The sequence below is a fragment of the Flavobacterium sp. GT3P67 genome (assembly GCF_004349155.1).
Lineage (GTDB): Bacteria > Bacteroidota > Bacteroidia > Flavobacteriales > Flavobacteriaceae > Flavobacterium > Flavobacterium ranwuense.
In genome coordinates this window covers 218689-243508 of the sequence record NZ_SMLF01000005.1, presented here as the reverse complement: position 1 = coordinate 243508, position 24820 = coordinate 218689, and the positions used below count along the sequence as shown (strand labels likewise).

Sequence of the window (24820 nt, the reverse complement as noted above, 5' to 3'; positions counted from 1 at the left end):
TATAATACACCTACTAAATCATCTATTAACACAATTAATAACTTTTTAAATGTTTAAATTATGAAAAATGTAGTACAGATTAAAGAAGTAAATTCTTCTATCAAAAACAGGAGGGAATTCCTTAAAATTAGCGGACTTACCGTTTTGGGCAGCGGTTTATTATTATCTAGTTGTAACAATGACGACGATTTAATTCTTAGTCCAAATAGTAACAACCTTACAGCTAAATATGGACAAGGTCATTTTCCAGGAACCAAAGATGGTGTGTTTGATTTAGGTGCAGGAGACTTAGGTGTATTGACTTATGCGTATGCTCTGGAACAATTAGAAGCAGATTTTTATACTAAAGTTGTAAATGCAAGTGGATTCACAAGCAATTTTACCGCTGAGGATCAACAGGTATTGGTGGATTTATACCATCATGAAGTAATTCACCGCGAATTCTTTAAAACAGCCTTGACTGGAGCTCTTCCTAATCCAAAAAAACAATTACTCCCTAATTTAGAATTTGATTATGGAAGTTTAAATTTCAGTAGTCGTTCACAGGTATTAGCTACTGCCAAAGCATTAGAAGATACAGGTGTAGCAGCTTACAATGGTGCTGGAAGATTAATTAGCAATCCCGATTATTTACTTCTAGCAGGTAAAATAGTTTCGGTTGAAGCAAGACATGCATCTGCGATTAGGAGTTTAATAAATCCAAATTCTAAAGATTTTGCAGGAGATGATGTTGTTGATACTACAACAGGACTTGATGTAAAGAAAAATCCATCAGAAGTGATTGCAATTGCAAGTGGGTTTATCACAACAACTTTTACCGCTTTATACTTACCGTAATACATAACATTTAAAAAAAATTAGAAATTATGAACATATTAAAATTTATAGAGTCTTTTACTAATGAAGAATTAATGCAAAGTAAAGGATCAAGAAGAGATAGTTTTGGGAAAATAAGTCAACTGGGAAAAAATTTAGCCCTTGCCTCAATTCCATTTGGGCTTTCATCACTAACAAATGTAGCTTATGCTGGAAAAATAAAACCTACACCAAGCAACCCTATAGGAGCATTACAGCTAGCACTGACATTGGAATATCTTGAAAAAGAATATTATATCATGGGATTAGAATCTGGCGTAATTCCTACCGGAGGAAGAGATGAAAAAGTTTTTATGCAGATCTCAGACCATGAAACCGATCACGTTACCTTTTTAATTAATGGTTTAGGAGGCGTGGGAAGTCCAAATTTTGTTGAGAAACCAACATTTGACTTTACTGTTGGTGGCGCTTTTGACCCGTTTAATCATTATCCTACATTTTTAGCTTTAGCTCAGGCTTTTGAAGATACAGGTGTTAGAGCTTATAAGGGTCAGGCCGGTAATTTAATATCTGCCCCAGATTTGTTGACCGCCGCATTACAGATTCATTCTGTTGAAGCACGCCACGCCTCCGAAGTAAGAAGATTACGTGGTTTAAGAGGATGGATTACATTAAATCAAAGAGGTGCAGGAATGCCTGAGGCAACGCAAGCAGTCTACAATGGTGAGGAAAATATCATTCAAGCAGGTTATGACACATCATCATTATTTGGTGCAGAAGCAGGATCAGAATCCTATGATGAACCCCTGACTACGGATCAAGCAGTTGCTATTGCGGGATTATTTATTGTGTAAATATTTGAACCTCCTAAAAATACTAATTGATAGCCTAATATTTCTGTATTGAAAAGATCATAGTATAATTTTTTGGAACTGATATTACTTTAAATTTTATCCATTCAAATAAGAAGCCCAAAATCTAATTGTAGATTTTGGGCTTCTTTGCAAACTTAATACTCAGATAAATTTATTCAATAGGAAGAAGAAGTGTTGAAGTAATGGCTTCCAAAACCTCAAAAGCAGTTTCAGCCATCTTGTTTCCTTTGGTGTCCAATAATGGATTCACCTCCACAAATTCAATACAAACAACCTTTTTGGTTTGAATAATTTGATTGATAATTGCAATTATTTCGTACTGATCAAATCCTTTGGGAACCGGAGTACCTGTCCCATAAGAAATCATATCGCAATCCATGGAATCCACATCAAAAGAGATATACAAAACTTCACAATGCGTTAATTTTGATAAAGCTTCGGCGACACACGTTTGCAATCCTCTGAAACGTACCTCATCAACTTTATAGTTTTTGATCTGCAACTTTTCAATTTGCTTGTCCTCTGCTGCTTCCGTATCGCGGACACCAAAATAAATCAGATTTTCAGCTAAAACTTTTGGCCCTTTATATCCTATATTTTTCATCTCCTCCCAATGTTGTTGGGTTTCCGGAGCCACTTCATTATTCTGGCAACTCAAATTATCATCAGCAAGAGCCGCTGACAAAGGCATTCCATGAATATTTCCCGATGGCGAAGTGTAAGGCGAATGCAAATCAGCATGGGCATCAATCCAAATTACTCCTACATTTTGTTCTGGATAAGCCGCTTTTATACCACTTATTGTTCCTAATGCCGAAGAATGATCTCCTGACAATACAATTGGAAAAAAATTATCCGTTAAGTTTTTCTTTACCGCATTACAAACTCTGGTGCATTGCTCCACAACATGCTCAATTCTTTTAGCAGAAGAACTTCGGTTTTTATCGTATATGGATTCGTTGTGCGTTTTTACATCTTCAAATTCAAATTGATTAAAATAATCACTGCTCTTATTAATTGCAGCAATTTCGATAGCATCAATTCCCAAATCAGAGCCTCGTGTCCCAGCTCCAATATCGGATCTGTTCTTTATTAATTTTATTGCTTTTCCCATTGTACTTAAATTATCTGAAATCGTTTAATGCTCTTTCGATAATATCCAAACATTCCTGAATTTGAGATTCTGTAATTACTAATGGTGGAGCTAAACGGATTTTATTACCATGTGTTGGTTTTGCCAACAATCCATATTCGCTGAATTTCATACAAATATTCCAAGCCAAATCAGATTCTTCATCACAATTAATCACAATCGCATTCAATAATCCTTTACCTCTAACCAATGTGATTAATGAATTTCTAGAAGCAATCTCGTTAAGTCCGGTTCTTAAAACTTCCCCTAAGTAAGCGGCATTTTGTGCCAAATCTTCCTCTTTTACAACTTCAAGCGCAGCAATAGCGACAGCAGCAGCAATAGGATTTCCTCCAAAAGTAGAACCGTGTTGCCCTGGCTTAATGACATTCATAATGTGATCATTAGTCAAAACAGCCGAAACCGGATAAACACCTCCCGAAATCGCTTTTCCTAAAATTAAAATATCCGGTTGTACATTTTCATGATTCACGGCTAATAATTTTCCTGTACGTGCAATTCCTGTTTGCACTTCATCAGCAATAAATAAAACATTATGTGCTTCACAAAGCGCTTTAGTTTTTGCTAAATATCCTTCGGCAGGAACATAAACCCCCGCTTCTCCCTGAATTGGTTCCACTAAAAATCCTGCAATATTTTTGTTCGTTTTTAATACGTTTTCTAATGCTTCAACATCATCATATGGAATTTTGATAAATCCGGCTGTAAAAGGTCCAAAGTTTTTACGGGCACTTTCATCATTCGAAAATGAAATAATAGTTGTTGTTCTTCCATGAAAATTGTTTTCACAAACGATGATTTGTGCTTCATTTTCAGGAATTCCTTTTATCTCATAAGCCCATTTTCGACATAATTTCAAAGCTGTTTCCACCGCTTCAGCACCTGTATTCATGGGTAACACTTTATCGAAACCAAAATACTTGGTTACATATTCTTCATACGGTCCCAGTTGATCATTATGAAAAGCACGTGAAGTCAACGTCAATGTTTGCGCTTGTTTTACCATGGCGCCAACAATTTTTGGGTGACAATGTCCCTGATTTACGGCAGAATATGCCGATAAAAAATCATAATATTTTTTTCCGTCTACATCCCAAACATAAACACCTTCGCCTCTTTCTAAAACTACAGGTAAAGGATGGTAATTGTGAGCTCCATATTGATTCTCTTTTGCTATCAGCGCTTCAGATTTTGAAGAAAGGTTTTGTTCTGTATGTGTCATGGTGTTTCTATTTTAATATAATAAAGCACAAAATTACTATTTTTTTTTAATTTACCAATAAAAATAAATATTTTGACTTTTAAAAAGATATTATTTAAAAATATTACTTTAATTTTGATTAAAAATAAGTCATTTTTAAATAATTAATTCGATTTACAGCTGTATTTCGAAATAAATAAAAATAAGTACTTTTATACGAACACAAAAGCATCATTTATAATTAAAACAATATGGATATATTAGACGAATTTGATATCAATATTATCAAGGAATTAGAGAAAGACGGAAGAATGGCTTATTCTGCCATCGCAGCCAATCTGAAAATATCAAACACGATGGTGCATCAGCGCATCAATAGATTAACGGAACAAGGAATACTTACCGGAATAAAACCCGTGATTAATGAAAAGAAAATAGGTTATGATTGGGGATCTTTTACTGGAATTACCTTAAATAAAGATCAAGATTCTGACCGAATTATTGAAGAATTGAAAAATATTCCGGAAATAACGGAATGCTATTACATCACCGGATCTTTTACCCTTTATATAAAAATCATTGCCAAAGATCATGAACACATGCGAAAAGTTCTTTATGAAAAAATAGACAATATTCCTGGAATTGCCAAAACCGATTCTATAATTGAACTCGGTTGTGCTTTTAAACGAAATGTAAGTCTCTAACATAATATTCCATAAAAATGAAACACTTCAAGAACCATTTACCACTGGCAGTTTTAATTTTTTGCTTTAGTTTTCCAATGTTCTCACAAAACACGACAGCTGCAGCAATAGATAGGCTTAAAAAACTGGCGCAACAAGTGACCATCATCAGAGACAATTGGGGGATTGCACACGTATATGGTAAAACCGATGCTGATGCCGTTTTTGGAATGCTATATGCGCAATGTGAAGACGATTTCAAACGGATAGAAATGAATTATATCGAAAAATTGGGAAGACTTTCCGAAATCAAAGGACAATCTGTTTTGTATAATGATTTAGAAATTAAACTTTTGATTGATACCAATGAAGCGAAAGCTGATTATAAAAAAGCAGCGCCTTGGTTGAAAAAATTATTAAACAGTTATGCCGACGGAATCAACTTTTACCTGCACAATCACCCCGAGGTCAAACCCGCTTTATTGACTCATTTTGAACCTTGGTATCCATTACTTTGGACAGACGGCAGTATTGGCGCCATAAGCACCGCTGGACTTTCTACAGGAGAATTGAAAGCTTTTTATTCCGGAAACACAGATAAAGTGGCGTACATTGAACGAGAAAAAGACGTGCAAACAGGCTCTAACGGATTTGCAATTGCACCTTCAAAAACTGCTTCGGGAAATGCTATTTTGTACATCAACCCGCACACTACGTTTTATTTCCGACCTGAAATACAAATGAGCAGTGAAGAAGGATTGAGTGCATATGGAGCGGTAACTTGGGGTCAATTTTTTATTTACCAAGGGTTTAACGAAAACTGTGGTTGGATGCATACCTCGTCAAATGTTGATGTCGCAGATATCTATGCTGAGAAAATCGTGACCAAAAACAACAAACTATTTTATGAATACGACAATAAATTAGTTCCCGTTATCGAAAAAAAAATAACCATCAAGTACCTAGAAAACGGAAAACTAATTCCTAAAACATTCAATACCTATTACACCAACCACGGACCAATTATGGCCAAAAGAGACGGAAAATGGATTAGCTTAAAATCGAATAATCGTTCGATGAAAAGTCTGGAACAAAGTTGGGTAAGAACAAAATCAAAAGGATTTGAGGATTATAAAAAGGCAATGGATTTAAAAGCCAATACCTCAAACAATACCGTTTATGCCGATAAAGAAGGGAACATCGCATACTGGCATGGAAACTTTATTCCCATTCGAGACAAAAAACTGAATTGGTCAAAAGTGATGGACGGCACAACGTCGGTAACGCAGTGGAAAGGATTACATGAAGTTTCGGAAACGGTTCATTCCTACAATCCCACAAACGGCTGGCTGCAAAATTGTAATTCTACACCTTATACAGTAGCTGGTGATAATAGTCCAAAAGAGGAAAACTACTTGCCTTACATGGCTCCCGATGGAGAAAGTTTCAGAGGCCTAAATGCTATTCGATTATTAAGCAAAGGCAATACCTATACGTTAGACAAAGTAATTGCCGATGGTTATGACACAAAACTGACAGCCTTTGAATTTTTAATTCCATCCTTGGTTGCCAGTTTCGAAAAAAACATCAGTAAAGATAATGTCCTTTATTCCGAATTATTGGGACCAATAACCTTATTGAAAAATTGGGATTATTATGCACAAGAAAATTCTGTGGCCACAACACTAGCTGTAGAATGGGGGTATAAATTAGACCCAATTATTCAAAAAGTGTACATCGATGAAGGCGATATGGATCAAGTTGAAAACACCCTAAATTTTGCAAAAATCGCTACACCAGACCAATTGGTGCCTCAACTACAAATGGTGATAAACGAATTGAAAAGCAAATTTGGAACCTGGCAAATTCCTTGGGGAGAAATCAACCGTTTCCAGAGAACTTCCGGTGACATTACTATGATATACAATGATGCCTTGGAAAGTTTACCTATTAGTTATGGGCCGGCGCTTTGGGGTAGTTTACCGGCTTTTAAAAGTAATTATCAAAAAGACACCAAAAAGCGCTACGGAACTAACGGAAACAGTTTTGTGTGCGCGGTAGAATTTGGAACAAAAATAAAAGCAAAATCATTACTGGCAGGCGGAAACAGCGGAGATCCAACATCAAAACATTTTTACGATCAAGCTGAAATGTATAGAAAAGGACAATTCAAAGATGTATTATTCTATAAAGATGATGTTCAAAAAAATGCCGAAAAGACCTATCATCCCGGTGAATAGTTATTTTATGCCTTAACAATCAAAATTAAGTGTTCCGTTATAAAAGAAAAAAATTATAGTACCCCCTTTTTATGGCAAATTATTTAAGATATTTGTGTAACACAAACAAAACAAATATGAAAAATATTTTCTTTTTCCTTTTAGGATTTCTATTGTTTTCCAATGGCTCATTTGCGCAAATGAAATCCGTTAAATACACTGATGGTGTTCAAAAATTAAATGGCTTATCCATTGTTCCAAAAAAAGGCAGCAAAACTAAACCTGGAATTCTTATACTTCCAGCTTGGAAAGGAATCGATATACACGCAAAACAATCAGCTGAGAAATTATCAAGCTTGGGATATTATGCATTTGTAGCTGATATTTATGGCGAAGGAAACTACCCAACAAACACTCAAGAAGCTGGAAAGCAAGCCGGTTTTTACAAAAACAATGTAGCAGATTATCAAAGACGCATTCAACTCGCTTTGGATCAATTAGTAAAAGCAGGTGCAAATCCAGATAATATTGTTGTAATAGGCTACTGTTTTGGCGGAACTGGTGTTCTCGAAGCAGCAAGAGCAGGAATGAAAATTCAAGGAGCAGTTTCTTTTCACGGTGGTTTAGGACGTAATGCTTCAAGAGTAAACAATCCTATCGCTGCAAAAATTTTAGTGCTTCACGGCGCTGATGACACTTATGTTCCAGGTGCAGAAGTAGCCGCTTTTCAACAAGAAATGAGAGATACAAAAGCAGATTGGGAAATGATTTATTACGCTAATTCAGTTCATGCTTTTACAGATCCTGAAGCAGGAAACGATAATTCTAAAGGAGCAGCTTACAACGAAAAAGCAGCTAAACGCTCTTGGGAACGCATGAATTCTTTCTTAAAAGAAGTTTTGAAATAATTTATTAAATATAATTTTTCAAAAACAGTATAAGTTCGGTTTTTTTGTTAGTTTTATAGATTGAAATTCAATAAAAAGTCTAGAATTCATACTGTTTTTTTATGTCAAAAAGTAAAATCAGAAACGACAAAACCTGTCTCAATTGCAGATATGTGGTAGAAAATAGATTCTGTCCTAATTGTGGACAAGAAAATACTGATACCCGAAAGACGTTTCATCACCTCTTTATTCATTTTTTTGAGGATTTAACTCACTATGAAAATGCTTTTTGGAGAACCATAAAAAATCTTTTATTCAAACCTTCAGCGCTGACTAAGGAATACCTTTCCGGAAAACGATTGTCTTATTTGGCTCCAGTTAGATTGTACATCTTTATAAGTTTTATCACGTTCCTATTAATTGCCATTTTCCCCAGTGAAATCAATTCACCAGAAAAAAACCTCGAAAAGGAATCTAGCATTACCACTAAAAACAAATCATTTCAGAATACCATATCCCAAAATGATTCACTTAAAAAAAGCCAAACTGCTTCAAAAGAGGATGGCGAGTTAATAAAGTTTGGATATGATTCCGTGGAACAATTGGACTCTATTCAAAAAAATGCACCCAAATCAGAAAAGATGTCCGATTTTAACTATTGGATTAATAAAAAAATCCAAATAGTTAAAGAAAAAAATACACAAAGCGAAATTATTGAAAAATTCATAAGCTCCTTTACCCATAATTTACCAAAAGTCCTTTTTGTTTTCATGCCTATATTTGCCTTTTTTCTGTGGCTTTTCCACAACAAGAAACGCTGGTATTACTTTGATCATGGTATTTTTACATTACATTACTTTTCTTTTTTATTATTGATCTTTTTAGTATTGTTCCTAATTAACAAAGGATTGTCACCATTTGCAGAATTAAGCCTTGTTTCTTTCATACAGATAATCAGTAATTTCATAGGAATCGGATGGATGATTTATTATTTCTTTCCGGCACACCATCGCTTTTATGGTGAGACACGCTTCATTTCATTTATAAAAAGCAGCCTGCTGTTTTTCATTAACTTCATACTAATCATAATTATAGTATCACTTTTTGCCATTTATACATTTATCAATTTACATTAAACAATATGAAAAAAATCCCTTTATTAGGTCTACTGGTAGTTTTGACCATAAGCTGTACCACTCAAAAAATTAGTACAGCAAATACCGACCCTACAAAATACATGAATACAATTACCGCTGACGAATTAAAAACACACCTTTACATTGTAGCTTCAGATGAAATGGAAGGACGTGAGACAGGATCTGCGGGACAAAAGAAAGCAGGTGTTTACCTCATCGATCAATATAAGAAAAACTCCGTTCCCTTTCCTACTGGTGCTTCTGACTATTACCAAAAAATTCCGGCTGCTTTCTTAAATGCAAAACGCAATGAAAACTTACCGGATTCCGAAAACATTTGGGCCTATATTGAAGGTTCTGAGAAACCAAATGAAGTGCTTGTGATTTCTGCCCATTACGATCACGTAGGTGCAAAAAATGGAGAGATTTATAACGGCGCTGATGATGATGGTTCAGGAACAGTTGCTTTACTTGAAATTGCACAAGCATTTCAAATCGCTAAAAAAGAAGGACACGGTCCAAAACGCTCCGTGCTGTTCCTTCACGTTACCGGAGAAGAACATGGCTTGCATGGCTCCCGATATTACTCAGAAAATCCTTTGTTTCCTTTAGCGAACACCATTACAGATATCAATATTGACATGATAGGCCGTCGTGATGAAGCACATGCTGACAGCAATAATTACGTATACGTTATTGGCGCAAACCGATTATCAACTGATTTAGATAACATTTGTACCCTTGCAAACGCTAAATACACAAATTTGGTTTTAGATTACAAATACAATGATCCAAAAGATCCAAACCATTTCTATGAGCGTTCTGATCATTACAACTTTGCTAAAAACGGAGTTCCTTCTGTATTCCTTTTTAATGGTGTGCATGCTGATTATCACAAACCAACGGACAGTCCGGACAAAATTGAATACGACGCGTTAACAAAAAGAGCTCAATTTGCATTTGTAACCGCTTGGGAACTGGCAAACCGTACCGAAAGACCTATCGTAGATAAAAAATAGATTGAGCATTTGGGCACATCCACGCTTTCACTAGCGTTTCAGCGTGGTCAGGCTATTCGTTACAATCTTTTCTATCCCTTCAGGGTAAAACCCTGAGGATAGAAAAGGATTTCCACTGCTATCCCTTGTGCAAACCCCATAAAAAAAGAGCTTTGAATCACTTCAAAGCTCTTTTTTTTGGTCAATTATTTTTTAAACTCTTTCGTCAAATTCTATTTTATCTGCACAATCAATTTTATTTAAAGGTTCCTCAAGAGGCAACGTAAAATAAAAAGAAGAGCCTATTCCTTCAATACTTTCAACCCATATTTCACCACCGTTTTTTTCTAAAAATCCTTTCACTAATAATAATCCTATCCCGGCACCTTTGTTTTCTATCCTTGCTTTTGAAAGTATATTCACTTGTGGTGTAAAAAGTTTGTCTTGGATTTCCTTAGACATACCTACACCGTAATCCTTTATTTGAACTATTATTTTATCATCATTAATTTTTGCAGAAACGGCAACTTCTCCTCCTGGTAGTGAATGCTTAATAGCATTAGAAACTATATTTTGGATAACAGAGAGTAACATTTTTCCATCTGCAAAAACGCTGGTATTCTCTTTAATATCATGATGCAGATTTATTGTATTTAAAGAAGCAGTATCATTTAGTGTATCAAAAACTTTTTGTACATACTCAACAAGCTCAATTTTCCGTGGAGAAAAGACTTCTGCCGCGTATTTTATTCTCGCCCACTCGACTAAGTAGTCTAACATATTTAACTCATCTACTGATCCTTTGTAAAGAAGCTCGAGCATTTCTTTAATTGTATCCGGCTTCATCCTTTCGAAATTTGATTTCAAATATCCTGTTGTAGCAATAATACTGGATAATGGACTTCTCAAATCATGCGAAAGTATAGCAAGAACACTTTCTTTATGTGTATTTAGATCTTCCAGATCTTTTACATATTTTTTTATGGCATCTTCAGATTTCTTTCTTTCGGTTAAGTCGCGAAGGATTTTAACATATCCTAATAGCCCTCCATCTATTCCTGTAAGTGGAAAAACCAAACCATAAGCATAAAACTCACTCTTGTCTTTACAAATATGCCATCTGTTATCTGTTGCTCTTCCTTCTTTTAACGCCGTTTCAATTTCATTTTTAGGAATACCATTTTGTTTGTCTTCTTCTCTAAAAATTATATCAAAATGTTCTCCTATAATTTCATCTGATTCATAACCAAAGATTTTTGATGCTCCGGAACTCCAGCTATTAATTATAAATTCATTGTCAAGAGTAAAAATCGAATAATCTTGTAAACTATCTATTATTTGGCTGTAAAACTCAGCTGTTGGAATGTAATTACTTTTAAGAATTTTAGAATTAATTTTCTCGTTTTCCATTAAATGATGTAAATAATATTTAAAATTTTGAAAGCTTATTTTCGGTTGATTTAACTACACAATGCATTCAAAGATACACAAAAGAAAATACGATTTCTGTAAAACACAGAATATAACCCTTAACGGGAGAATGTACGGCCTAAAAGCTATTATCTTAATTTATTTGATAATGAAATCCTACATGACTTCTATGATTGCACTGTGATACTATTTCCTTTTACAATATTCAAGCCAATAAAATATCACTTATAATCTCACGAAACTTTATCCCACAAAAAAAGCCTCGAATTTCTTCGAAGCTTTTGCTTTCTGGGTGGGAGACGGGGCTCGAACCCGCGACCCTCGGTACCACAAACCGATGCTCTAACCAACTGAGCTACAACCACCATTTGCTTAGCGGTGGCAAATATACGACATAAGTTTACTTCTGCAAATATTTTTTTTAAAAAATTACATCAAATTTATATCAAATCTCCTAAGCTATTGACTGCCAAATATCTTTCTACAGTAAAACCTTCCGCATGATCGACTCCAGTGAGCCTTCCTAAATCCCTGGAACGGTAATTCAGGCTTTCTAAGAAGTTTTTACTGGTTATCGGTGACTCCGGTTCCTTAGAAGTCGCATCATAAAACTGAGAACCGTAAGCTAAAATAGATTCTATTTTTTTATCGGTGAAACCTGTAATATCAACCACAAAATCCGGCTCTATATTTTTCCACTGGATATAATGATAGACTAATTTTGGTCTCCAAGCAGTTTGTTTCTCCCCTTCTAATGTAGTTTCAATTTTCATCAATCCAGATAAAAAACAAGCATCCGAAACCAATTTACTTCCCTTTTCATGATCAATATGACGATCGTCAATTGCATTACACAAAACAATTTCCGGTTTATACTTTCGGATCATTTTTATAATTTCCAATTGGTGCATTTCATCATTTACAAAAAACCCATCTCGCATTTCTAAATTTTCACGTGCAGAAACACCCAGAATTTTTGCAGCAGCATTCGCTTCCTGATCTCTGATTTCAGCTGAACCGCGAGTTCCTAATTCACCACGGGTCAAATCTATAATCCCAACCGTTTTTCCCAAGGAGATTTCTTTTAAAATGGTTCCTGCACAACCCAATTCCACATCATCAGGATGGGCACCAAAAGCAAGTATATCTAATTTCATTTTATTACTCTTTATTACTTATTGCTATCATTATTGAATCACAATATCTTATTATTAACATTCACTTCTCACTATTCACTTCTCCTACAATACCCTTTTCATTGTCGCCGATTTATTGATACTTTCCTTCCATTCATTTTCTGGAATACTGTCCTTTGTAATACCGCACCCCATATACAAATGTGCTTGTGTCATTGCGAGATTCGAAGCAATCTTGATTTGCATACAGCGCAAATTGACATACAAATCGGATTTTAATTCTTCTTTGTCAAATCCTTCCTTGTTTAATTCGCCTAAAAAACCAGTATAATATTCTCTGTCATAACCCTCATTTTCTAAAATAAAGACTTTAGCGGCCTCTTTTGGCAATCCGCATACGGCGGGTGTTGGATGCAAAACGGAAACTACTTGTTTCAAACTTGAATTCTCATTTATTACCCCTTCAATATCTGTTTTAATATGCGCTAAAGTTCCCGCTTGTAATGTATATGGGCTGGAAACCGCCACCTCAGAAGTCAGGTTCTTTAGATTATTCAAAATAAAATCGGTAACAAACTGTTGTTCTTCCATTTCTTTTTTCTCCCACACTACTTCTTTCGCACCTTGTAGTTTTTGCGTTCCGGCTAATGCCATCGTATCAAACGTATTATTATTGGCCTTCAGCAATCGCTCAGGTGTAGCACCCATCCATAATCCTATTTTTGGATGAAACCAACAATAGCAAAAAGCAGTTGGATAACTTTGGATTAATTTTTCAAAAATTGAAACTAAATCAAAATTTGATAAATCAACGATTTCTTTCCTGGATAGAACCACTTTTTTCAAAGTCCCTTTTGCAATAGCATCAATCCCTTTTTGAACAAGCTTTTCAAAATGTTCTTTAGCTAGCCTATCTTCTGAATCTGTGAAATCAGAATCCTCATTTTCTTTAAAAGAAGTAATCAGGGCTTCCCATTTTACAGACTGATTTTTAGGGATAAGTATCATTTGGCTGCCTTCAAAAGGAGCAAAAACAAAACCTGTTTCTTCAAAATTTTCAGCAAAATATAAATGGTCATTATTTTGAAAAAAACCAACTAACTTGATATCATTTGGTTTTCTATATAATACAAAAGGTAAATTTTGAGCTTTTTGCTGTTTTACTTTTATAAAAAAATCAATCATATACTAAATTTTTTAAATGGATATCAATGAAAAACTACAGTCAATTTTTATTTTTTTCTTTGGTCAAAACCATATTCGTCAATTTGCAAAGCGACACCAAATTTCCTTCTTCATCCGTGATTTTAATTTCCCAAAGGTGCAGGCTTCTTCCTTTATGAATAATTCGTGCCGTTCCAAAAACAAATCCTTCACGAATACTTTTTAAATGATTCGCCGAAATTTCGATTCCGCGTACCTCCTGCTCTTTGTCATTAATAAAAAAATGAGAAGCGGCACTTCCCACACTTTCGGCCAAAGCCACCGAAGCACCACCATGCAACAATCCCATGGGTTGATGAACAGATGAGTTTACAGGCATTTTAGCCACTAAAAAACCTTCGCCAGCGTCTATATATTCAATATTTAAAGTTTCCATCAACGTGTTTTTTGAAAACTGATTACAGTATTCAAGCATTTTATCTTTATCTAATGTCATAGAGTAGCTTTTTAAAATGTAAAAATAATTAAAAGATAAGTCACAAAATAGTAAATGCAATTGTTATTCTAAATTCAATCTTAAAATCATTCCCAATACTATTAGATTTTTCCTATTTTTACAAAAAATACAACTAAATGCGTCCCATCACATTACTGTTTTTTATTGGAATATTGCTTTCTATTTTTTCCTGTCGTTCCGATTTTGAGACTGTAGCAAGCACTGGCGATTTGAAATTTTCGAAAGACACAATATATTTAGATACCGTTTTTACCAACATAGGTTCCAGTACATACCGACTCAAAGTGTACAACAAAAGTAAAAAGGACATCACTATTCCAAGCATTAAATTAGGTAAAGGATTAAACTCAAAATACCGAATGACTGTTGATGGAATGCAGGGAACAAACGGAAAAATTTTCAATAATATCAATCTTTTAGCGAAAGACAGTTTGTATATTTTTATAGAAACCACTGCTAATATCACTGATGCTAACGCAAGTGATTTTTTATACACCGATCAAATTCAGTTTGACAGTGGCGAAAACCTCCAAAATGTAGAGCTGGTAACACTTATACAAGACGCTATTTTCCTTTATCCAAAACGTTTTGCCGATGGAACGACTGAAACACTTCCTATTGGAGACGAAAAAATAGATGGATTTTATCTTGATGAAAATGATCCCGTAAATGGAAATGAATTACTGTTTACCAATGATAAACCGTATGTGATTTATGGCTACGCAGCTGTTGCTTCTAATAAAACGGCCACTTTTGAAGCAGGAACCAGAGTTCATTTCCATCCTAATTCTGGACTTATTGTAGCCAATAATGCCTCCATAAATATTAATGGAACATTATCAACAACTGATAAACTAGAAAATGAAGTCATTTTTGAAGGTGACCGATTAGAACCTGATTTTTCGGATGTACCGGGACAATGGGGTACCATTTGGCTTACCGATGGCAGTACCAATAATAAGTTGAATCACCTCACCATTAAAAATGCTACTATTGGATTATTGATTCAAAACAATGATGGCACAACCGTTTCTATCAAAAACACCCAAATTTACAATAGCAGTAACTACGGAATTTTGGCGCAGACCGCAAAAATTAACGGAGAAAATTTAGTTATCAATAATGCAGGACAAGCCAGTTTAGCCTGTTCTTATGGAGGGAATTATTCGTTTACACATTGTACCTTCAATAATAACTGGAACAGTTCACAGCAAGTGGCAGTTTTTGTCAGTAATTATATTTTGGGAGTAGTTCCGGAAGTAAAAGATCTGACAGCAGCAACATTCAACAACTGCATCATCTATGGGTCGTACTCAAACGAAATGAGTTTAAGCAAAAAAACAGGCGCTGCTTTCGAATACCAATTCAACAATTGTTTGCTTAAATTTGATAACGTATCCAACCAATTTACAACGAATCCTAATTATCAATTCAATACAGATCCAACACATTACAATGTCATAATTTTGAATAAGGCCCCAAAATTTCTAAATGTGTCACAGAACAAATTCAATATTGACGAAACTTCTGCCGCTTTCGCTAAAGGAAACACGGCGTATCTGATTCCATTAGATATTTTAGGAAACACGAGGACTTTACCTCCAGATTTGGGCGCTTACCAAAACAAAGTGTTCCCAAAATAAACCGCTCTGCATTACGCCATATCACGTCATTAAACAGTTTATTCAAATAATAAAATTGGTTTATGACATCACAATACGTTTATAATTATGTTAAGAAAATCATAATTATATTCACAATTCCTTAACACAAACCGTCAAAAAAGTTATAAATTTGCGTGTCTTCAGTATTTTAAGATTTGGAAATCAAGTTTTTAAAATTGTAACAACCCCAATAACCCAAAACAACTTTAAATTATGAAAAAAATCTACTCTGTATTATTATTGCTATTCTTCACTGCTGGTATTGCACAAATACCAAGTGGCTATTACACGAGTGCTTCCGGAACGGGCTACACCTTAAAAACACAATTATACAACATCATCAAAGGACATACCGATAACGGATATTCGGGCTTGTATACTATTTACCAGACCTCAGACAGGGATTATTACTTTGAAAATGATGCTACTATATTAGATATGTATTCTGAAAATCCCACAGGAACGGATCCTTACAATTATTCAGCCGGTACCACCCAACGATGTGGTAGTTATAGTACAGAAGGTGATTGCTACAATAGAGAACATATCATTCCGCAGTCTACTTTTGGTTCCGCAGCTCCAATGGTCTCAGATGCTCATTTTATAACCCCTACAGACGGGAAAGTAAACGGACAACGTTCTAATTATCCGCACGGAACGGTAGCTTCTCCAACTTGGACGTCCTTAAATGGAGGTAAACTTGGAGCGAGTACTACTGCTGGATACTCTGGAACAGTTTTCGAACCAATCAATGAATTTAAAGGTGATATTGCTCGAATGTATTTTTATTTTGCTACCCGTTATGAAAATACTGTTTCGGGTTATTCTTATGCTATGTTCAATGGAACCAGTAACCAAGTATTTTCAACTGCATTCTTGAACCTGCTTATAACATGGCACAATCAAGATCCGGTAAGTGTTAGAGAAATTGACCGTAACAATGCTATTTATGCCTCCCAAAACAATAGAAATCCTTACATAGATCATCCTGAATATGTACAGTCTATTTGGAATCCAACGGCTGATTCACAAGCACCCTCTACCCCAACGAGTTTAGTAGCTTCTGCAACTACATCAAATTCCGTTTCATTAAGTTGGAATGCTTCCACTGATAATATTGGAGTAACTGGATACAATGTGTACATGAACAGTGTTTTAAAAACAACAGTAACCGGAACAACAACTACTATCACTGGATTAACAGCTTCAACAGCCTATACTTTCTCGGTGAAGGCTAAAGATACTGCAGGGAATATTTCTGGAGCAAGTAACACGGTAAATGTGACAACTAGTGCCACAGGCGGGGGGGCAACAGCAACCGATTTATTGTTTTCAGAATATATTGAAGGCTCATCAAACAATAAAGCGTTGGAGATTTCAAATGCAACGGGTGCAGCAATCAGCCTCTCTATTTATCGCATCAAAAAACAAACGAATGGAGCCGGTGCTTGGAGTACAGGGTTAGCCCTAACAGGAACTTTGAATAATGGCAGTAAATTCACTATTGTAAATAGCTCAATGGCTTCTAGCTGTTATCCTATAAGTTCTGCAAACCTATCTACCTCAGCAACTGAAATGACTTTTAATGGAAATGATGCCGTAGGTTTATTCAAAAATGGAGTCCTAATTGACATCATTGGAACTTTTAACGGCGGAACTGCAAACTTTGCCGCTGACGAAACAATCAGAAGAAAAGCTACCGTTACGTCTCCAACGACTACTTTCAATAAAACAACCCAATGGGATTCTTACACTTCGGATACTTGTAATAATTTAGGAAGCCGTATGGTTGAAAAAACACCAAAAACCAGTGTCACTTTAGATATAAATGATATTGCTCTCTATCCAAATCCATCTAATGGAAATTTCTCAATCAACAATTCGAATAAAATATATTCTATCGAAATTTATTCCATTATTGGTCAGAAAATTTTCAGTGAAGAGAACAGTACCAAATCAGAAATTACGCTGCCAAATAGTGCAAAAGGAACGTACTTAGTTCGAGTAACCATCGATTCAAATTCGGTCATAAAGAAATTAATAATCAATTAATTAAAAAAGCGGCAAATTGCCGCTTTTTTTTTACCCAAAATTTAATCTTAATTGACTAAATTTGCACCGCAATACAACAAACTACATAACAATGATCCATTTCTTTGAAAACCAAAGCAAAACTGTTTTTGCAGTACAAACGCAAAACGAAATTTCGGCTCAAGACATTTCAAAACTTAACTGGCTTTTTGCCGATTCAAATAAAATAGAAAAATCCGTTCTGACGGATTTTTTTGTTGGTCCTCGCGCCACAATGATAACGCCTTGGAGCACGAATGCCGTTGAGATCACCCAAAACATGGGGATTACAGGAATCATTCGAATCGAAGAATTTCAGAAAGCAACAGCTGATTTTTCTGATTTTGACCCCATGCTTTCGCAAAAATATGCCGAGCTAAATCAAGATATTTTCACTATCAACGTACTTCCGGAAGCTATTTTGGATATCGATGATATTGCAACCTATAACCAAAAAGAAGGGTTGTCTTTAAGTCCCGATGAAGTAGAATATTTGGATAACTTAGCGATTAAATTAGGACGAAAACTAACGGATTCTGAAATTTTCGGTTTCTCACAAGCCAATTCAGAACACTGTCGTCACAAGATTTTTAACGGAAAATTTATAATTGATGGCGAAGAAAAGGAATCTTCTTTGTTCAAATTAATCAAGAAAACGTCCCAGGAAAACCCTAACGATATTGTTTCGGCTTATAAAGACAACGTTGCTTTTGTAAAAGGGCCACGTGTGCAACAATTTGCTCCAAAAAGCGCTGACAAACCTGATTTTTATGAAATAAAAGAATTTGATTCGGTTATTTCATTAAAAGCAGAAACACATAATTTCCCAACAACGGTAGAGCCTTTCAACGGAGCTGCAACGGGTTCTGGTGGAGAAATCCGGGATCGTTTAGCAGGTGGACAAGGTTCTTTGCCAATGGCAGGAACGGCAGTTTACATGACTTCTTACTCTCGTTTAGCCGAAAACAGACCATGGGAAAACGGTATGACCGAAAGAAAATGGTTGTATCAAACCCCAATGGATATTTTGATCAAAGCATCCAACGGAGCTTCTGATTTTGGAAATAAGTTTGGGCAACCGTTAATTACAGGTTCTATCCTGACTTTCGAACACGAAGAAGACGCGCGCAAGCTAGGTTTCGACAAAGTGATTATGCAAGCGGGTGGAATTGGTTACGGAAAATTAGATCAAGCGATTAAGAAAAAACCACAAACAGGCGATAAAATTGTTATCCTTGGGGGTGAAAATTATAGAATCGGAATGGGTGGAGCTGCAGTTTCTTCAGCAGATACCGGTGCTTTCAGTTCAGGAATTGAATTGAATGCCATCCAACGTTCGAACCCAGAAATGCAAAAACGTGCTGCCAATGCCATTCGTGGTTTGGTAGAAAGTGATATCAATCCAATTGTCTCTATTCACGATCACGGAGCGGGCGGACATTTAAACTGTCTTTCGGAATTAGTGGAAGATACCGGTGGATTAATTGATTTAGATAAATTGCCTGTGGGAGATCCTACCCTTTCGGCAAAAGAAATAATCGGGAACGAATCTCAAGAAAGAATGGGATTGGTTATCGCGAAGGAAAATATCGATTTATTACAAAAAATTGCCGACCGCGAGCGTTCCCCAATGTATCAAGTAGGTGACGTAACCGGAGACCACCGTTTTACTTTCGAATCAAAATCAACAGGTGCTAAACCAATGGATTTTGCCTTGGAAGACTTTTTTGGAAGTTCTCCAAAAGTGGTGATGACAGACAAAACAATTGAGAGAAATTATACTGATTTAACATACGACAAGAAAAACATCTCCACGTATCTAGAGCAAGTCCTTCAACTGGAAGCGGTTGCCTGTAAAGACTGGTTGACAAACAAAGTAGACCGTTGTGTGGGTGGTAAAGTTGCCAAACAACAATGTGCTGGTCCATTGCAATTACCATTGAATAATTGCGGTGTAATGGCCTTAGATTACCAAGGAATAGAAGGAATTGCAACTTCGATTGGTCACTCTCCTGTTGCGGCATTGATTGATCCTGTTGCGGGAAGCAGAACTGCTATTGCGGAGGCATTGTCTAACATTGTTTGGGCTCCAATAAAAGATGGTTTAGATGGAATTTCTCTTTCTGCCAACTGGATGTGGGCGTGTAAAAACGAAGGAGAAGATGCTCGTTTATACGCAGCAGTGCAAGGTTGTTCTGATTTTGCAATCGAATTGGGAATCAATATTCCAACCGGAAAAGATTCCCTTTCCATGAAACAAAAATATCCAAATGAAGAAGTAATTGCACCGGGAACGGTTATTATTTCAGCAGGTGGGAATTGCACTGACATTAGAAAAGTAGTAGAACCCGTTTTACAAAGAGATGGCGGTTCTATTTATTACATCAATTTGTCACAAGATGATTTCAAATTAGGTGGTTCTTCGTTTGCACAAACGTTGAACACCATTGGAAAAGAAGTGCCGACGATTAAAGACGCTGCATTTTTCAAAAGAGCCTTCAATACAATTCAAGAATTAATTTTAGATAATAATATCCTTGCAGGACATGACATTGGAAGTGGTGGATTGATTACTACTTTATTGGAAATGTGTTTTGCCGATGTGAATTTGGGAGCTAAAATAGATTTCTCTGTTTTCGAAGAAAAAGACATCATCAAATACCTTTTTGCAGAAAATATCGGAATTGTTTTCCAAGCAAAATCGGATGCTGAAGTGGAATCTAAATTAAACGCCAATACCGTTTCTTTCTACAAATTAGGATCAGCAACTACTGAAGCGACTTTAGATTTTGGTCCTTGTACATTAGACATTGCAAAATACAGAGATATTTGGTATAAAACATCATTTTTATTAGACCAAAAACAATCGAAGAACGGAACAGCACAGCAGCGTTTTGACAATTACAAAAACCAAGCGTTACACTATACTTTTCCAACACATTTTACAGGAAAAAAACCAGTTATCGATAATTCTAAACCAAGACCCAAAGCAGCTATTATCCGGGAAAAAGGAAGTAACTCAGAGCGTGAAATGGCAAATGCGATGTACTTAGCCGGTTTTGATGTAAAAGACGTTCACATGACCGATTTAATTTCAGGTCGTGAAACTTTAGAAGACATTCAGTTTATTGGTGCTGTGGGAGGATTCTCGAATTCAGATGTATTGGGTTCTGCCAAAGGTTGGGCTGGAGCTTTTTTATACAACGAAAAAGCAAAAACAGCTTTAGACAATTTCTTCAAAAGAGAAGATACATTATCTGTTGGAATCTGTAACGGTTGTCAATTGTTTATGGAATTGGAAGTGATTAATCCGGAGCATGATGTACACGGAAAAATGCTGCACAACGAAAGTAACAAACACGAAAGTATTTTTACATCGGTAACCGTACAGGAAAACAATTCAGTGATGCTTTCTTCATTAGCAGGAAGTACACTTGGAGTTTGGGTTTCCCATGGTGAAGGGAAATTTAACTTACCAATGGGTGAAGAAAATTATAATATTGTTTCTAAATATGCCTATGAAGGCTATCCAGCTAATCCAAACGGTTCTCATTTTGACGTTGCGATGCTTTGCGACAAAACAGGACGTCACTTGGTTATGATGCCTCACATTGAGCGTTCTACGTTCCAATGGAACTGGGCACATTATCCAAAAGACCGAAACGATGAAGTTTCTCCTTGGCATGAAGCCTTTGTCAACGCCAGAAAATGGATGGATAAAAAATAATTTTTTGATTACTATATTGAAAGCGTTCCTGAAAAGGAGCGCTTTTTTTATGAAATTAATTTAAAAGCCTTTTTGATGATTTGTAAGATAATAATTAAAGTGTATATTTGAAAGTAATACGCTACGCAGTAGCGGCTATCCACCCAAAATAAGATGTATATGCGCTATTTTGTAGCGGCTATATACAAGTTACCAGCAATAATAGCTGAACTAAACTGCAAAAAGTATTCGAAAAATATGAGTATTGAAAATATAAATTTAGAAACGCCAAACAGAACTTCAGAATTTGAATCGCTTAGTAAAAAAGCTTATAAGTATTTAAACGAACAGCAAAAAATCGTTGAAGAAATTTTTGAAATTCATAGTTATGAAAATTGGTTTTACGACCAAGAAACTGGAATACTTACTTTTTCAAATTCAGCAACTAAAAATAAAATTGTAGAAATACAATACGAAGAAGTTGGAAGTATTTCTAAAGTTAGTGGAACTTGGCTTTGGAGTTGGGCAAACCCACATTTAGAGCCAAAAATAAAAACCGAAATTGAAGCTGTGAAAAGCTTTGGCGAAGTGAATAATTTAGAATCTTTAACAAAGAAAAAATGGTTTGGAGATGAATATGATGGATGGGAAATGACCGCAATTTCAGCTTATTTAATGAAAGCAAAAGGAGCTTACAGATTACCATTAGAAAACACTTTTACATTTGTTATCTACAAAGAAATAAATGACCTGAGAAAATAAATACTGCTGGTAACAGCTACTACAACGGATTTGGCCAATTGGCTTGATGGAAAGTTGGTTTTGTATTTGGGATGATTTGGCAAATCCGAAAATAGGGCTTAATTTAGTCCCAAACCCGCTGTAATAGCGGGACGTTGTGCGCTATGATGCATGACGAATAAACAGTTATCAAATGACAGAATTTTTAGAATCTTTTTCTAACAGAGAAATATCCATTGTCTTTTGGACATTGTTAATTGTTGTTGCAATGTTTTTTGTGAATATTTCAGCTTCAACACATTTAATTAAATCTTTTTTTGCAAAACAACTAACATATATTTACTGTACAATGGCGCTATATTTAAGTGTTATTATATATTTCTTGTATTCAATAGGATTGTGGGAAACATCCTTATTTAAAGATTTTCTTTTTTGGCTTTTGACATCAGGATTTGTTATGCTTCTTAGTTTTAATAAGCTTAAAAGCAATAATGATTTTAAAAATATTCTTTTAAAACTACTCACAGTAAATATTATCTTGGAATTCATTGCAGGTAATTATAACTTTTCATTGATAAAAGAAATGTTATTAATCCCATTTGCAACACTTATTTCGATTTTAGTAATAGTAGCTCAACAGAAAAAAAATGAAAATGAAAAAGTAATAAAATTTTTAAATCTAATTTTATCTTACATTGGTTTTGCAATTTTTGGTTATGTACTATATAGACTAATCAAATCTCCATCAGAACTTTTCACAGTTAAAAATTTAAAGTCATTCTTCCTCTCTCCATTGTTAACAATCTTATTTATTCCATTTGTATTTTTGGTAGTCGCTTACTCAAAATATGAACAAATTTTTATGAACATTAACCGATATAAATTTTTAAGCAAGAACAGAAAATCTCAAATCAAGTTCGCGTTTTTGAAATCTGGCAACTTAAATTTGGAATATTTGAACAATGCTCACAACATAACTATTTGGAGAAAAGCTGAATTACAAAATGAAGAAAAGATAAAATCATATATCCGAAATGAAATTAAAAATGATGTAAAATTTAAAGGATGATAATCACAGCGCACAACAGCGGTTTAGCAAGATTTGGGTTTTAGGCATAATTTAGAAACGGTTTTGTATTTGGGATGATTTGCTTCGCCTGTTCGCTATCGCTCGGGTGGCAAATCCGAAGAATGAGTTTAATTTAGTCTCAAACCTGCTGGAGTACCAGAACGTGGCAATAATTATGAACCGCAATAATACGAAAAGAAGATAAAGAATGGATAAGATTAATTTATTAATTATTGTGACTGTAATCTCCTTGTTTATTTCATTTTTTCTTGCATTTTTTCTGGTGACAGTTAAAACAAAACACAAGATAAGTAATTCTCTTTTTGCTGTTTTTCTAATAATAACTGCAATAGATGTTAGTGAAACTCTATTTAACTTAATGGTTAATAGTCCTTCAAATCTGGGAATGCTAAGAAATATATTTGCTTTCTTACAAATTCCTGTTTTTTATCTCTATATATTATCTGTTTGTTATTCCGATTTTAAGCTTAAACCCAAATATATACTACATCTGCTTCCATTTTTAATTGCGAATGTAATTTTATTACCCCGTTTTTATACGGTAGATGTTGCTTCTAAAATTAATTTTATTAAAAATTATCAAAGTATGATAGAGCTACAGTTCAATCATATTCTCATACATATTCAAGTAGTTATCTATATTATTGCAGTTTTTATGGTATTAAGAAAAGCAAAAAAACTATATCTCGAAAATTATGCAGGTACAAGTATTAATTCCTATAATTGGTTGTTTCAGTTTACGGTTGTACTGACTATTTTATATTTGATTGCCCTTGTAAAAAACATTTTTAAATTTTCTGATTATCCATACATCTCTGAATGGATAAAAATTGGGCTCCTATCGTTTCAGCTACTAATTATTTGTTGGTACTTATTTAAAGCATTAAACAATCCCGGTTTGTTTAGAAATATCGATTCAAAATTAAAATTGGTTTCCGATATTATTTCTGAAGAAAAAAATGATGCGCCATTAGCTGTAAATGAAAAACAGTACAATGAAGAGTTATTGAAATTACAGCAGTATATGATTGAAGAAAAGCCCTTTCTTAATCCTTCCGTAACAATTCAAGATATTTCTAATGCTATTGAAATTCCTGTTCGAGACTTATCTCTTTTAATTAATCATAAATTAGAGCAGCATTTTTACGATTTCGTTAATACCTATCGTGTAGAGGATGCTATGGATATTTTAAAAGATGCTACAAAAAGTAAGGTAACTATTTTAGAAATTCTATACGATGTAGGTTTTAATTCGAAATCTTCTTTTAATACTGCTTTTAAAAAACACACAGGTAACACACCTACTGCATATCGTAATTCTTTGTAAAACAAC

Annotated in this window: 19 protein-coding genes and 1 tRNA gene; 13 read left to right on the top strand and 7 right to left on the bottom strand. The window is 34.9% G+C overall.

Features of this window, described 5'->3' with window-relative positions; translation table 11 throughout:
* Nucleotides 1–60: 60 nt before the first annotated feature.
* Together E0H99_RS10560 and E0H99_RS10555 are read left to right on the top strand one after the other, a co-directional pair.
* The gene (locus tag E0H99_RS10560) at nucleotides 61–837 is read left to right on the top strand and encodes a ferritin-like domain-containing protein (RefSeq protein ID WP_131994981.1); all 777 of its coding nucleotides are present in this window, start codon (nucleotides 61–63) and stop codon (nucleotides 835–837) included.
* A 29-nt stretch (nucleotides 838–866) separates the two neighbouring features.
* Nucleotides 867–1670: a ferritin-like domain-containing protein gene (locus E0H99_RS10555; protein WP_131994978.1), complete on the top strand. Its 804-nt coding sequence runs from the start codon at nucleotides 867–869 to the stop codon at nucleotides 1668–1670.
* Nucleotides 1671–1842: 172 nt separating this feature from the next.
* Here the strand turns inward: E0H99_RS10555 and E0H99_RS10550 are convergent, their stop codons facing one another.
* Complete coding sequence (locus E0H99_RS10550; RefSeq protein ID WP_131994975.1) at nucleotides 1843–2805, bottom strand: arginase; 963 nt, start codon at nucleotides 2803–2805, stop codon at nucleotides 1843–1845.
* Between the two features lie 10 nt (nucleotides 2806–2815).
* Nucleotides 2816–4066, bottom strand: a complete 1251-nt coding sequence (gene rocD, locus E0H99_RS10545) for an ornithine--oxo-acid transaminase (protein ID WP_131994972.1) — start codon at nucleotides 4064–4066, stop codon at nucleotides 2816–2818.
* Nucleotides 4067–4296: 230 nt separating this feature from the next.
* Here rocD and E0H99_RS10540 point away from each other — a divergent pair, with 230 nt between their 5' ends.
* The 5 genes from E0H99_RS10540 to E0H99_RS10520 all read left to right on the top strand — a co-directional run bounded on the left by E0H99_RS10540 (nucleotide 4297) and on the right by E0H99_RS10520 (nucleotide 9989).
* A complete protein-coding gene (locus E0H99_RS10540) occupies nucleotides 4297–4749 on the top strand; it encodes an Lrp/AsnC family transcriptional regulator (protein WP_131994970.1) in 453 nt (150 codons plus the stop codon).
* 17 nt (nucleotides 4750–4766) lie between these two features.
* Entirely contained in the window at nucleotides 4767–6968 is a 2202-nt protein-coding gene (locus E0H99_RS10535) for a penicillin acylase family protein (protein WP_240723477.1), read from the top strand.
* Between the two features lie 116 nt (nucleotides 6969–7084).
* Entirely contained in the window at nucleotides 7085–7855 is a 771-nt protein-coding gene (locus E0H99_RS10530; protein ID WP_131994967.1) for a dienelactone hydrolase family protein, read from the top strand.
* Nucleotides 7856–7956: 101 nt separating this feature from the next.
* The gene (locus E0H99_RS10525; RefSeq protein ID WP_131994964.1) at nucleotides 7957–8970 is read left to right on the top strand and encodes a DUF3667 domain-containing protein; all 1014 of its coding nucleotides are present in this window, start codon (nucleotides 7957–7959) and stop codon (nucleotides 8968–8970) included.
* Between the two features lie 5 nt (nucleotides 8971–8975).
* Entirely contained in the window at nucleotides 8976–9989 is a 1014-nt protein-coding gene (locus tag E0H99_RS10520; protein ID WP_131994961.1) for a M28 family metallopeptidase, read from the top strand.
* Nucleotides 9990–10181: 192 nt separating this feature from the next.
* On the opposite strand, the gene E0H99_RS10515 is transcribed toward E0H99_RS10520, so the two are convergent.
* The 5 genes from E0H99_RS10515 to E0H99_RS10495 all read right to left on the bottom strand — a co-directional run bounded on the left by E0H99_RS10515 (nucleotide 10182) and on the right by E0H99_RS10495 (nucleotide 14195).
* Complete coding sequence (locus E0H99_RS10515) at nucleotides 10182–11378, bottom strand: PAS domain-containing sensor histidine kinase (RefSeq protein ID WP_131994958.1); 1197 nt, start codon at nucleotides 11376–11378, stop codon at nucleotides 10182–10184.
* A 311-nt stretch (nucleotides 11379–11689) separates the two neighbouring features.
* Nucleotides 11690–11765 (bottom strand) — tRNA-His (locus E0H99_RS10510).
* Between the two features lie 74 nt (nucleotides 11766–11839).
* Complete coding sequence (gene bshB1, locus E0H99_RS10505) at nucleotides 11840–12556, bottom strand: bacillithiol biosynthesis deacetylase BshB1 (protein WP_131994955.1); 717 nt, start codon at nucleotides 12554–12556, stop codon at nucleotides 11840–11842.
* An 84-nt stretch (nucleotides 12557–12640) separates the two neighbouring features.
* Nucleotides 12641–13720 carry an isochorismate synthase gene (locus E0H99_RS10500; protein WP_131994952.1) on the bottom strand — a complete coding sequence of 360 codons (1080 nt, stop codon included), beginning with the start codon at nucleotides 13718–13720 and terminating at the stop codon, nucleotides 12641–12643.
* Nucleotides 13721–13760: 40 nt separating this feature from the next.
* Nucleotides 13761–14195 carry a PaaI family thioesterase gene (locus E0H99_RS10495; RefSeq protein WP_131994949.1) on the bottom strand — a complete coding sequence of 145 codons (435 nt, stop codon included), beginning with the start codon at nucleotides 14193–14195 and terminating at the stop codon, nucleotides 13761–13763.
* A gap of 137 nt (nucleotides 14196–14332) precedes the next feature.
* On the opposite strand from E0H99_RS10495, the gene E0H99_RS10490 reads away from it, so the two are divergent.
* From E0H99_RS10490 to E0H99_RS10465, 6 genes are all read left to right on the top strand, one after another.
* Nucleotides 14333–15859 carry a hypothetical protein gene (locus E0H99_RS10490; protein WP_131994946.1) on the top strand — a complete coding sequence of 509 codons (1527 nt, stop codon included), beginning with the start codon at nucleotides 14333–14335 and terminating at the stop codon, nucleotides 15857–15859.
* A 234-nt stretch (nucleotides 15860–16093) separates the two neighbouring features.
* Complete coding sequence (locus E0H99_RS10485) at nucleotides 16094–17932, top strand: endonuclease (protein WP_131994943.1); 1839 nt, start codon at nucleotides 16094–16096, stop codon at nucleotides 17930–17932.
* Between the two features lie 91 nt (nucleotides 17933–18023).
* Nucleotides 18024–21677 carry a phosphoribosylformylglycinamidine synthase gene (gene purL / locus E0H99_RS10480; protein WP_131994940.1) on the top strand — a complete coding sequence of 1218 codons (3654 nt, stop codon included), beginning with the start codon at nucleotides 18024–18026 and terminating at the stop codon, nucleotides 21675–21677.
* 237 nt (nucleotides 21678–21914) lie between these two features.
* Nucleotides 21915–22418, top strand: coding sequence for a DUF6882 domain-containing protein (locus E0H99_RS10475; protein ID WP_131994937.1), 504 nt, complete (start codon nucleotides 21915–21917; stop codon nucleotides 22416–22418).
* 172 nt (nucleotides 22419–22590) lie between these two features.
* The gene (locus E0H99_RS10470) at nucleotides 22591–23466 is read left to right on the top strand and encodes a hypothetical protein (RefSeq protein ID WP_131994934.1); all 876 of its coding nucleotides are present in this window, start codon (nucleotides 22591–22593) and stop codon (nucleotides 23464–23466) included.
* A gap of 208 nt (nucleotides 23467–23674) precedes the next feature.
* Nucleotides 23675–24814, top strand: a complete 1140-nt coding sequence (locus tag E0H99_RS10465) for a helix-turn-helix domain-containing protein (protein WP_131994931.1) — start codon at nucleotides 23675–23677, stop codon at nucleotides 24812–24814.
* The last annotated feature ends 6 nt before the right edge of the window (nucleotides 24815–24820 follow it).

Excerpts from the sequence above, each read along its gene's own strand:
- E0H99_RS10560 (WP_131994981.1), top strand. The coding sequence starts at position 61 with ATGAAAAATGTAGTACAGATTAAAGAAGTAAATTCTTCTATCAAAAAC.
- E0H99_RS10555 (WP_131994978.1), top strand. The coding sequence starts at position 867 with ATGAACATATTAAAATTTATAGAGTCTTTTACTAATGAAGAATTAATG.
- E0H99_RS10550 (WP_131994975.1), bottom strand. The coding sequence starts at position 2,805 with ATGGGAAAAGCAATAAAATTAATAAAGAACAGATCCGATATTGGAGCT.
- rocD (WP_131994972.1), bottom strand. The coding sequence starts at position 4,066 with ATGACACATACAGAACAAAACCTTTCTTCAAAATCTGAAGCGCTGATA.
- E0H99_RS10540 (WP_131994970.1), top strand. The coding sequence starts at position 4,297 with ATGGATATATTAGACGAATTTGATATCAATATTATCAAGGAATTAGAG.
- E0H99_RS10535 (WP_240723477.1), top strand. The coding sequence starts at position 4,767 with ATGAAACACTTCAAGAACCATTTACCACTGGCAGTTTTAATTTTTTGC.
- E0H99_RS10530 (WP_131994967.1), top strand. The coding sequence starts at position 7,085 with ATGAAAAATATTTTCTTTTTCCTTTTAGGATTTCTATTGTTTTCCAAT.
- E0H99_RS10525 (WP_131994964.1), top strand. The coding sequence starts at position 7,957 with ATGTCAAAAAGTAAAATCAGAAACGACAAAACCTGTCTCAATTGCAGA.
- E0H99_RS10520 (WP_131994961.1), top strand. The coding sequence starts at position 8,976 with ATGAAAAAAATCCCTTTATTAGGTCTACTGGTAGTTTTGACCATAAGC.
- E0H99_RS10515 (WP_131994958.1), bottom strand. The coding sequence starts at position 11,378 with ATGGAAAACGAGAAAATTAATTCTAAAATTCTTAAAAGTAATTACATT.
- bshB1 (WP_131994955.1), bottom strand. The coding sequence starts at position 12,556 with ATGAAATTAGATATACTTGCTTTTGGTGCCCATCCTGATGATGTGGAA.
- E0H99_RS10500 (WP_131994952.1), bottom strand. The coding sequence starts at position 13,720 with ATGATTGATTTTTTTATAAAAGTAAAACAGCAAAAAGCTCAAAATTTA.
- E0H99_RS10495 (WP_131994949.1), bottom strand. The coding sequence starts at position 14,195 with ATGACATTAGATAAAGATAAAATGCTTGAATACTGTAATCAGTTTTCA.
- E0H99_RS10490 (WP_131994946.1), top strand. The coding sequence starts at position 14,333 with ATGCGTCCCATCACATTACTGTTTTTTATTGGAATATTGCTTTCTATT.
- E0H99_RS10485 (WP_131994943.1), top strand. The coding sequence starts at position 16,094 with ATGAAAAAAATCTACTCTGTATTATTATTGCTATTCTTCACTGCTGGT.
- purL (WP_131994940.1), top strand. The coding sequence starts at position 18,024 with ATGATCCATTTCTTTGAAAACCAAAGCAAAACTGTTTTTGCAGTACAA.
- E0H99_RS10475 (WP_131994937.1), top strand. The coding sequence starts at position 21,915 with ATGAGTATTGAAAATATAAATTTAGAAACGCCAAACAGAACTTCAGAA.
- E0H99_RS10470 (WP_131994934.1), top strand. The coding sequence starts at position 22,591 with ATGACAGAATTTTTAGAATCTTTTTCTAACAGAGAAATATCCATTGTC.
- E0H99_RS10465 (WP_131994931.1), top strand. The coding sequence starts at position 23,675 with ATGGATAAGATTAATTTATTAATTATTGTGACTGTAATCTCCTTGTTT.